General features: G+C 48.2%; 4 tRNA genes. All 4 read left to right on the forward strand.

The features are described from left to right. The first annotated feature begins 77 nt into the window (after window positions 1-77). The 4 genes from ACXAFJ_RS20340 to ACXAFJ_RS20355 all read left to right on the forward strand — a co-directional run bounded on the left by ACXAFJ_RS20340 (window position 78) and on the right by ACXAFJ_RS20355 (window position 470). Window positions 78-153: transfer RNA gene (locus ACXAFJ_RS20340), tRNA-Glu, on the forward strand. A gap of 31 nt (window positions 154-184) precedes the next feature. Beyond that, window positions 185-260 (forward strand) — tRNA-Lys (locus tag ACXAFJ_RS20345). Window positions 261-285: 25 nt separating this feature from the next. Continuing rightward, window positions 286-361: transfer RNA gene (locus ACXAFJ_RS20350), tRNA-Ala, on the forward strand. A 33-nt stretch (window positions 362-394) separates the two neighbouring features. After that, a tRNA-Val gene (locus ACXAFJ_RS20355) sits at window positions 395-470 on the forward strand. Window positions 471-558: the final 88 nt, after the last annotated feature.

Here is a 558-nt window from a genome sequence, read left to right on the forward strand (position 1 = left end):
GCGATGAGTGTTCACACAGATTGATGGTTTATGATGTAAAGAGTTTACAGGTAAGTGCCCAACACTTACTGCTTAGTGTCCCGTTCGTCTAGAGGCCTAGGACACCGCCCTTTCACGGCGGTAACAGGGGTTCGACTCCCCTACGGGATACCATCTTCTCTTGAAGACATACTTCAAAAGAAATGGGTCGTTAGCTCAGTTGGTAGAGCAGTTGGCTTTTAACCAATTGGTCGCAGGTTCGAATCCTGCACGACCCACCAATAATTCAAGAGAAAATCTCAAGATGGGGCTATAGCTCAGCTGGGAGAGCGCCTGCCTTGCACGCAGGAGGTCAGCAGTTCGATCCTGCTTAGCTCCACCATTCTTGACTTCTTCACTAGAAGTAAAACATTGTGGGCGATTAGCTCAGTTGGGAGAGCACCTGCCTTACAAGCAGGGGGTCACTGGTTCGAGCCCGGTATCGCCCACCACTCTCTAACTATTTTTGGACAAACAATCCAAACCACTTCGTTAACCTGTATGTGGTTTAGTTTTAGTCCCTGAGAATCGTTAGAAAGT

It is taken from the genome of Vibrio sp. ABH4_348 (assembly GCF_056159765.1).